The sequence below is a fragment of the Bdellovibrionota bacterium genome (genome assembly GCA_035292885.1).
In the GTDB taxonomy this organism is placed as follows: Bacteria; Bdellovibrionota_G; JALEGL01; order JALEGL01; family DATDPG01; genus DATDPG01.
Genome location: DATDPG010000210.1, coordinates 1 through 9,463 on the forward strand (window position 1 = coordinate 1; position 9,463 = coordinate 9,463).

Annotated in this window: 8 protein-coding genes; 7 read left to right on the plus strand and 1 reads right to left on the minus strand. The window is 56.1% G+C overall.

The window, feature by feature from the left end; genetic code table 11:
• The first annotated feature begins 486 nt into the window (after positions 1–486).
• The 5 genes from VI895_15040 (at position 487) to VI895_15060 (ending at position 6,092) form a co-directional block, all read left to right on the plus strand.
• Positions 487–2,277, plus strand: a complete 1,791-nt coding sequence (locus VI895_15040; GenBank protein ID HLG21113.1) for a hypothetical protein — start codon at positions 487–489, stop codon at positions 2,275–2,277.
• A 45-nt stretch (positions 2,278–2,322) separates the two neighbouring features.
• Entirely contained in the window at positions 2,323–2,736 is a 414-nt protein-coding gene (gene ruvX, locus VI895_15045) for a Holliday junction resolvase RuvX (protein HLG21114.1), read from the plus strand.
• The gene (gene mltG, locus VI895_15050; GenBank protein ID HLG21115.1) at positions 2,733–3,749 is read left to right on the plus strand and encodes an endolytic transglycosylase MltG; all 1,017 of its coding nucleotides are present in this window, start codon (positions 2,733–2,735) and stop codon (positions 3,747–3,749) included. The genes ruvX and mltG overlap by 4 nt, the downstream gene beginning before the upstream one ends.
• A 276-nt stretch (positions 3,750–4,025) precedes the next feature.
• On the plus strand, positions 4,026–4,700 hold the full coding sequence (locus VI895_15055; GenBank protein ID HLG21116.1) for a response regulator: 675 nt from the start codon (positions 4,026–4,028) through the stop codon (positions 4,698–4,700).
• Positions 4,701–6,092: a sigma-54 dependent transcriptional regulator gene (locus VI895_15060; GenBank protein HLG21117.1), complete on the plus strand. Its 1,392-nt coding sequence runs from the start codon at positions 4,701–4,703 to the stop codon at positions 6,090–6,092.
• A gap of 24 nt (positions 6,093–6,116) precedes the next feature.
• Here VI895_15060 and VI895_15065 read toward each other — a convergent pair whose 3' ends face one another.
• Complete coding sequence (locus VI895_15065) at positions 6,117–6,290, minus strand: hypothetical protein (GenBank protein ID HLG21118.1); 174 nt, start codon at positions 6,288–6,290, stop codon at positions 6,117–6,119.
• Positions 6,291–6,404: 114 nt separating this feature from the next.
• Here VI895_15065 and VI895_15070 point away from each other — a divergent pair, with 114 nt between their 5' ends.
• Entirely contained in the window at positions 6,405–7,727 is a 1,323-nt protein-coding gene (locus VI895_15070; protein HLG21119.1) for a radical SAM protein, read from the plus strand.
• Between the two features lie 268 nt (positions 7,728–7,995).
• The coding region (locus VI895_15075; protein HLG21120.1) for an ABC transporter substrate-binding protein at positions 7,996–9,463 on the plus strand (1,468 nt) is incomplete at its 3' end.

Here is a 9,463-nt window from a genome sequence, read left to right on the forward strand (position 1 = left end):
GTAAGGGGTAATCGGGCGATCCACCAGAACACCGCGAGACCGACCAGAGATCCGGCGGTGCCCGGAGCTTTCGGCGAGTGCCCAGCTCCACCTGCCGTCGACAAGAATATGGCGAGCCGTTTCATGGGAGAAAGATTCCGATCGAGCCATGCAATCGACGGTCCGTCGGAGTTGGAAGGAGGACTTGTACGATGGAGTTCCATCGTTTGGCGACGTTAGCCGAGTGAGCGTCTTCCGCAAAGCAGGAAAGCCGTCCAAATAGCGGACCCGGCCGGGCGGTTATTCCGTCCTCTTGCTGGGAACGCAATTCCGGGGTTTACGGGACGCGGGCGACACAAGCGGGACAAGACCTGGGCAGCGCCCTTCCATTCTCGGCCCAGGGTTTCATACACAAGCATTTGTATTTATTAAGTATTTCATTCATTCCGGTGAATGCGTGCGTGGCATGCTCCTTGAAGTTTTCCCCCGTGCAAGGAGCCCCTATTGATGCAGACCGTCAAAAATGATACGTCCGTCTCCGTGACGCGTCGTGTCGCTTCGCAGATTCTCGTTTTTCGCTTACTCCTTCTTACCGGAGCCGTCGGCCTGGCGCTCGTGGCGATCGGATGTTCGAGCGGCCGGGACCGAACCCAGTCGAATCTTCTGGGCGGGACCACTTATCCATTTAACGCCGGCGAACGGTGCGCCGTCGTTTTGACGCAAGATACCTGTTCGGCGGGAGCTTCAGGAACCAACAGCGGTCGATATCCTGGCGAGGGTGCCGGCGGCGGGACGCCGATTTCATCCGTGCCGGGCGCGGGCGTTCCTCAATTACCGCCGGGTGCGACGTCGCCGGCCTCGGTCCCATCGCAAAGCCGACTTTCCGCACGCTCCGGTTATCAAAGCCGCATGGACACCGCAGCGATCCAAAGCGGCGTACCGGGCTCGACGGGCATTTCTGGAACACCAAGTTTTCCGGGAATGGGCGACCAGAACTTAGTCGGTTCTTACGTCGGCCAACGAGGTCAAGTTTCCCTCCTCAGCGTTTCCGAAAACCCTCTCCCCTTCGCCAATTATGACCGTTCGTATGCGGCCACGCTCGGCGGTCAGTTTGAAACCGGCCGAGCAAAGGGCCAGCTGGTCTCGACCGGCGTCGCGATCGACGGCTTGAGCACGGTTCAGAACATGCGGAGTCAGGTTGCCTTTTCGAGCGATGGAAGCGTGATTTACGTGACGGAAACGTTTCGCGACCAGGTCCGGATGTTCGGCCGCCCGACCGGAAGCTGCAGCACGCTCATTCCCTACGAGCCGATTCGCGTCGGTTCGAAACCGACGGAAATCGCCGTCGGCGCCACCCCTTGGGGGGATGTCGCTTTGATTTTAAACGGCGGCGGTTTTTCGGTGATCCGCACGCGGACGGTCGATCTTCTGTACGGCACAGGGATTCCCCAACCTTCACGCTTTGACCCGTTCCACGATCGATTCGGCGGCCACGCGACGGCGGCCGCATGGTTACCCCCCGATCCCGACACCGGACTCACCCGTTGGTTTCTCCTGGCCTCCAATGTGGGGCGCGTCGATCTATGCAACATCGGCTACATCATGGACTGGGATGAAATGCCGCAACAGTCTTGGGTCAGTTCGTCGTTCACCCGCGGTTGTTTCCCGGGCGACCCAGCTCTGATCGATCACGTCATCACCCGCGGAACCGTCGAAGGCTATCAACTTAGCGGCGTCGGCTCACAACGAATCAACGGTCAGGCGATCAAGCTGGCCGCGAACGAACATGTGGTCAGCTTTTTAGATTCCACTTCGGGACCTTCGATGCTCCTGGCTCCGGGCACGGGAACGGTCGCCCCGATCCTCGGGTATCGCGGCCCGCTGGAGAGAAGCGGCTGCTTCAACTGCCGGTTTACCGATTTCGCGATTCAACCCTTTTCGGACGACATCATCGCGCTCGTGAACAATCGCGTAAAGGTCTACTCCACGGACAGCGACGCCGCCGTCCTGGCTCAGCGTTTTGATGATGGCTTTCCTCTTCCGAACAACGGCAAACCGGTCGCGATCGCGATGGATCCGGGCCCCGATCCGAAATTTGTCTTGATCGCCGACGAAACCCCCGATCCTGTGACACAGCAGTACGGGCTTTGGGTATCCGAACTGGACGGCCGAAGCCTTTTTCCTCCCAATCCGCCCACGGACAGAGCGATCCTTGGCAAATGTCAGTCGCCCACGGACGCCGCCATCGCCCCACGGCTCCTCCGGCAGGTCACCGCCACCACGGCCCCGGCTCAGTAAGTCTCCTCCATTCACCGGATCCACTCACCTGTGTACAATCCGTCTGTGCGATACCTTGCGCTCGATTACGGCGAGAAAAGAATCGGTCTGGCGGTGAGTGATCCGTTGGGACTCACGGCCCAGCCGATCGGTTTTTTGCCGCACGACTCGAAGTTCTTCGACGAGCTTCGGAAGATCATCAAAGATAAAGACGTGTCGGATTTCGTCGTCGGTTACCCCCGCAAGCTCAACGGCGAGCCGGGGCCCGCGGCCCGGAGCGTCGAAGAGTTTTCAAAACTTCTTCAGGAGGAATTCCGGAAACCGATCCACTTCTGGGATGAACGAATGACCACCGCCGAATCGGAAAAAACATTGATTCAGGCCGACGTCCGGAGGGCTAAACGGAAAGAACTCCGGGATGCCATGGCCGCCTCTCTTCTTCTTCAAGGCTTTCTTCAGAGCCGTCATTCTCCATCGTGAGCCACGTTCGCGCGATCTTCACCTGGCTGTACTGGGGAATTCTTTCGACGCTTGCCGCGGCTACGGCCGCCGTTTTCATTCTCAGTTTCGTTCAAAACATCCCGCCCGGCGTCCGCGATTCGAAAGTGCTGTTTATTAAACCGGGCTCCCCTTTGAAGGAAATCGCCCGGCAGCTTTCAGCGGCTGAAATTTGCCCGGCGTGGAAATTAAAACTCCTCGCTCGCCTCACAAGAAAACAGAGCGCATTAAAACCGGGCGAGTATCGGTTTGACGTCCCCTCTCCCCCTCTCACACTCCTCAATACCCTGGTGGAGGGAAAGGTCCTCCTTCACAAAGTGACTTTCCCGGAAGGCTCTACAATGGAGGAAGTGGCGCACATCCTGGGCTCGGCCGAACTGGTTCCGCTCGAAGATTTTCGGTCCCTTCTCCGACGAAAGGATCTTCTCGATGCGCTGCAGGTTCCCGGAGAATCCTTTGAAGGATTTCTCTTTCCGGATACGTATCAATTTTCGAAAATCGACGGCGCCCGGAGTATATTGGAAGTGCTCGTTGCACGCTTTCGAAAGGCCCTGACGCCAGACGATGAGCGCCAGGCCGCCACCCTCGATCTAAATCTTCTCCAGTGGGTCACGCTCGCCTCGATCATCGAAAAGGAATCCAGCGTTCCGGCGGAGCACGCGATCATCTCTTCCGTCTTCCATAACCGACTCAAGAAGAGAATGCGGCTTCAAAGCGATCCGACCGTGATCTACGGCATCCCGAATTTCAATGGGAACATCACAAAGAAAGATCTTCAGACCCCCACGCCTTATAATACGTATACAAAGGCCGGTCTTCCTCCCGGACCGGTCGCCAACCCCGGAGCGGACTCGCTTCACGCGGCTGTTCATCCGGCCCGGACCGATTTTCTTTATTTCGTCGCCCGAAATGACGGCACGCACGCATTTGCCAAGACGTACGAGGAACATGTTCGAAACGTCGGAAAGTATCAGTTGGCGCGGCGGAAGGAATGAAACGCGGCTGACCGAGGACTTTTCGAAGCACAAGATCTGGGTTGCCGAGAACCCTCCAGCAGCTTCAGAAAATGCTCATAGGTCCCTTATATGTGTGATGCCGCGGGAATCGAAGGCCCTTTCCGCCCCCCTTACGGACCCTCCGTTCGGAGTTCTGATTCTCTGCATCAAGATTGAGCACATGCAGCAAAGGTTTCCGAGGCATTCGCCTTGCGAATTTTACTGAATTTGTTGTAGAACATCCCCCTGGTGCCGATGCGTCTTGGGGAATCGGAAATGCGTCCACGGGTTCTTATCGTCGAAGACGATCCGGGCACGTGCGACACGCTTGAAACCCTGCTGGACCCGTCGTACGAGTGCACCAGCGTCCACACGCTTTCCGACGCGCGACGTCTCTTGAATCAAATTCCCCGGTGGAACGCCGTTCTGCTCGACCTGCGTCTGCCCGATGGATCCGGTGACGTTCTCTTTGACGAACGGGCGTCGAACGAACCATATATCATCGTCCTGACGGGCGTTCACGATTTGAAGCGAGCGATTCGTTTGATGGCCAAAGGGGCGTTTTACTACCTCACCAAAGACAGTCCGGCCGAAGAGACTCTTTCCATCGTGGCGCGAGCGGTCGAACGAACGCGTGAATTGCAACGAGCGGAAAGAATGGATGCACACATCCGCGAGCTTGCGGGACAGGTGGAGTCGCTGCGAAATTCGGTCCGGACGGAGCTTTGGCATTTTGCCGAGGCGTCGAGCGCCAGTGAATCGCTGCCGCCCGCGGGACCCCTGAAAGGGATTTCCCGAGCATTTGAAAAGAGGTTTCTCTGGGCCGCCCTGGAACGCAACCATTGGCGCAAGCGTGTCACCGCGCACGAACTCGGAATCCACCTGAACACGTTGCTCCTGAAGATCAAACGCCATCATATACAGCAGGAGTCTCCAGACAGGAGCAAGTAATTGCGGGTTCCTCGCGCAACCGTCCTGGTTGTAGATGACGACCCGAGTTTTCTGGACACCGTAAGCACGGCGCTGATCAACGACCATGAGGTTTCCACCGCTACCACGCTGAAACATGCCGTCGACCTCCTGGATCACAAATCCTTTGACCTGATTCTTCTGGACCTCCGACTTCCCGACGGAGACGGCCTTTCTCTGCTCCCACTGATACGCAAAGCAAGCCCGTTGCCAGCGATCGTTGTCGTCACCATGCTTCACGATCTCCGGAAAGCGGTCGAGGCGGTTCGGAACGGTGCCACCGATTATGTGACCAAGGACCTGGGAATCAACGAGATCCTGCGTGTCGCGCACAACGTCATCGAACGGCGGACGGTCGACCGAAAGCTGCTCGCTCTTTCATCGGAACTTCAAGCCTCCAAACGAGCCTTCGTCATGGCGAACCATTCACCTCTCATGAAGCATTTGCTGGAAGAGATCGAAATGGTGGCTCCCCTCCCCACCACGGTTCTCATTGAAGGAGAAAGCGGGACCGGCAAAGAGGTCGTGGCTCGGCAACTTCACGACCGGGGATCGAATCCTTCGGGTCCCTTTGTTTCGGTGAATTTGGCCGCGATCCCGGCCGAGCTGGCCGAAAGCATTCTTTTCGGACACGAACGGGGAGCTTTCACCAGCGCACACACGCCCCATACGGGAAAATTCGAACTGGCGGCGGACGGAACGCTCTTCTTGGATGAAATCGGCTGTATGCCGTTGCCGCTTCAAGCCAAACTTCTCCGGGTTCTTCAGGAAAAAGAATTCGAACGGGTAGGGGGAAATCGAACCCTTAAGCTCCGGGCGCGAGTGATCGCGGCTACCCACCGCGATCTGGATCACGAAGTGAAGTGCGGACATTTTCGAGAGGACCTCTATTATCGCCTCCGCGTATATCCGATCCGCGTACCCGCGCTTCGCGAACACCTCGAAGATATCCCGGCACTCGGCCGATACTTCCTCCATTCGTACCTGAAGGTCTTTGGGAAGAAACTCGTGGACATCGACGAAGATCTCTGGCCGGTCCTCTGTCGTTACCCGTGGCCCGGGAACGTGCGCGAACTCGAAAACATCATGCAGAGAATGGCTGTATTAAACCGCGGCGAGCCGGTCTTGGTTCACGACATACCGTATGAAGTTCGCACCAGCGCTTCCGAACCCACCCCTTCCCTTCGCGACTCCCTGGAACGATTCGAACGAGACTTTTTGCGGCAGGCCCTCCGGAAATTTCATGGGAACCAGAAAAAAGCGGCCGAATACCTCCAAATCCCTCTTTCGACGCTGAAATTCAAGCTCCGCCGCACCCATCTCACGGCCGAAGAATTTTCCGCCAAGCGCCTCACGATTATTCAAGCAAGCTGAAAGACCGCTTCGCATGGCAAGATCTTATCCGGCGTAGACGAATTCTTGTCTCGCGAATTTTCCCGTCTCCAGCGCCGCTTTCCCGCACCGCCCGTGAACGCCACCGGGTAACTTTTTGATCGCCGTATCGTGACGGCGGCGATGAACGGAATTGAAAAGAGACCTTCCGTCGAGAATTTTTCCAGCGAATCCGCGCACTTTCAACGAGTCATCCCTTTTCCGTAAGAAATAAAAGTCTGGCACGTCCGCTGCTTAACCCTCCGCGAACGGATGGACTCTGCGTCACTCAAACTGTCCCGATACACGCTTCGCGTGGCGAACGAAGATGGCACGTATTTACTCTACAACACATTTTCAGGGAGCCTCGCTCATATCGATTCCGAAGACGATGAAACCATTGGCAAAGCTTTGGCCGGACAGCCACTCACGCCGGACAACGAAGAACTCATCGCCGACCTCCGCGAAGCGCTGATTTTGCGGCCTCAAACGGCCGATGAAAATCATGAAATTCGCGAGTGGTACGACGCCGTACGGGTAAACACGCATCAAATGAATCTCACGCTTCTGACCACGAACGCCTGCAACATGGCGTGCGCCTACTGTTTTGAAGGCGAGGCCCTCAAGGGAACGCATATGCCGGAGCCGGTGGCCAAAGCCGTCGTTCAATGGGCGGAACGAAAGCTCGGTCTTTTGAAACCATCGGAGCTCTTCGTGCGGTTCTTCGGCGGCGAGCCCTTTATCAATCCGAAGGGCGTGCTCGCCCTGGCGCGCGAATTCCACCGCATCACGACGATTCAAAATGTGCGACTTCGAATGGCGGCCACGACGAACGGCACGCGGCTTTCCCGTGAATTGATCGAAGAGTTAACGCGTCTTGGACTCGAAAGCGTGAAAGTGACGTTGGATGGGGACGAGGAACGGCATAATGAAAAGAGACCGCTCAAAAACGGCCAAAACGGTTTTCAGACCATTTGGAAGAACCTGGAATCGATCCAGAATCTGGTCCAATTCGATATCAACGTAAACGCAGAGCCGAAAGATGCGCCGAGTATCGGAAGACTTCTCCCCGTTCTGTCGCAAAGTTCTTTCCGTCCCGCGATTCGAAGCTTGAAGATCCAGCCGCTACGACGAATCAATCCGGAACTCGGAGACCATGACCTGAGAATGACTCCGGAGGTCGCGTCCACCGTTCGGATGTGGCAGGAAACGGCGCACCTTGGAGGGTACCAGCCCGCTTCGCCCCTGGACGGAAGCCCCTGTGAAATTCACCGCGGCTCTCATTTTACCGTGGACCCCAAGGGGGACCTCTATCCCTGCGCCCAGTTGATCGGGCGACCCTCCGCCCGAATCGGTTCGATTTTTACGGATGAGATTGCTCCTGAAAACGCGGAATCGTTCCTTTTCTTCCGGCGACACGACCCGCTGAACCATCCGAAATGTTCGGTCTGTTCATATTTTCCGATCTGCGGAGGAGGATGCCGGGCCGCAACATTCACGCTCGATCGCAACCAAGCGGAGACATTCAATTGTCCGGTTAATCTGCTCGATCTGACCGTCCCGGCGGCCATTCGAGAGCAATACAAAACGACTCTGTCCTCATCCAGTGAAACCAACCAACAAAAGGAGAACGTGTGAAAGTGAAGAAAAGTGAAAAGAAGAAGACCGTAGTCGTAAGAAAGGGGGAGCGCCATTTACCTCCCTCTAAGATGCCCCCGCCGTGGCCTTCTTGCCACGATGCCGGCATGTTCTAGAAGAACTATTTTGCCGGAGGGTCTTGCCCTCCGGCAAAAATCTTTTCAAGAGCGAAGCCTTGTGCCACTTGTCTGCTGTGAGGTCATGGAAACGAATGGGCTGGACGCGCCTGTCTTTTATTGTCGTTTCAATGCTCTTTGCACCAGGCTGCATGCCGCGAGACTCTTTTCCACCTGAGAAGCGCGAAAGGAGGGATGTACTTCGGATCGCAAATCCATTCGGTCTTCAGCCGATCAATCCCGTACTAACCGTCCTCGGATTCGCTTCCGCTTTTGTGAACATCGTCAGTGACGGATTGGTAGAGGACTATAAAGGAGACCTGCTCCTCGCCGAATCGATCGATTCCAAGGACGCGAAGGTTTGGCACGTTCGGATTCGGCCTAACCTTCTTTTCCATGATGGATCTATTCTCACATCCACCGATGTGATCCACACGATCAATCTTGCCCGTCATTCGCACCTTGCGGTCTATGAGGACCGTCTTGGCTCGATCGATTCGATCCGCGAAATCTCGCCACGTGAGATAGAGATAACGCTGTCTGAACCCAACACCTCCTTCCCCCGATGTCTTAGTTTCGGCATTCTGCCGGCGCGGCACTTCCCTTCAGACCACTTCAACGAGGAGTCGTTCGTGAAGGATCCCGTCGCCACTGGGCCTTACCGACTTGTCCATTTAGACGAGCGGGTGGCTCGTTTTGAGCGATTCGATCAGTATTTTCGGGGCAAACCAACCGTAAAAATGATCGAGGCGCTTCGCATGTCTAACAAGGAAGAAGCGTGGGTCAGTCTGACTCGAAACCAGGTGGACCTGTTGCTGGATATGTTTACAGACGCCGAGGCCCTTTCCATGCTCTCCCCGGATCTCGTCGATCACCCGGTGGACCCCCCGTACGGGTACGCTTTGGCACTCCCTTATCGGTCCAAGATTTTTTCCGACCGACGTATCCGCCAGGCCGTGGCCTACGCTATCGATCGACCACGCCTTTTGCAACTCGCTCGTAGTTTGAAGGGGCCCTCTCCCGAATGGATTCGTTCTGCTTTGTCGATTCAATCGCCCACTCCATTTGTCCATGACTTCCGTCTGGCCAACCATCTTCTGGACACAACAGGATGGAAACGAAGAGCGGGCGAGCAGATTCGGAAAAAAGGTGAAGAACTCCTTCATCTCCCCCTGCTCTATTCAAGTCACGATGAGCTTTCACTTCGTGCAGCGCAGTCAATTTCGCGAGATCTTATGGATATCGGAGTCGATGTTGCGATACTTCCAAGATCCCACGACGATATCGTCAAAAAAAAGGATCGAGACTATTCGTCCGCGGTTGTCTATTTCTATCCTCCGTACATGAGCGCGGACCGGCTTCGCGATCTGTTCCATAGCACCCGCGTCACGGAGGGGTATAACTTTTCGGGATTCTCAAACGCCGAAGTCGACCGCCTGTTGGATCAGGCCCAAGCCGAATTGTCGATTGATTCAGAAACCCGGAACTATTCTCGCGTGCTGGACATTGTTCATACCGAAACTCCCTCGCTCTTTCTCTTTTGGCGCCCCTGGAGTGTCCCTATGCATCGCTGCTGGAAAAATGTCTCGTTCGTATCGGGAAACTTGCTTTCATCGGTCT

Coding starts and splice junctions, on each gene's coding strand:
- VI895_15040 (HLG21113.1), top strand. CDS start 487: ATGCAGACCGTCAAAAATGATACGTCCGTCTCCGTGACGCGTCGTGTC.
- VI895_15055 (HLG21116.1), top strand. CDS start 4,026: ATGCGTCCACGGGTTCTTATCGTCGAAGACGATCCGGGCACGTGCGAC.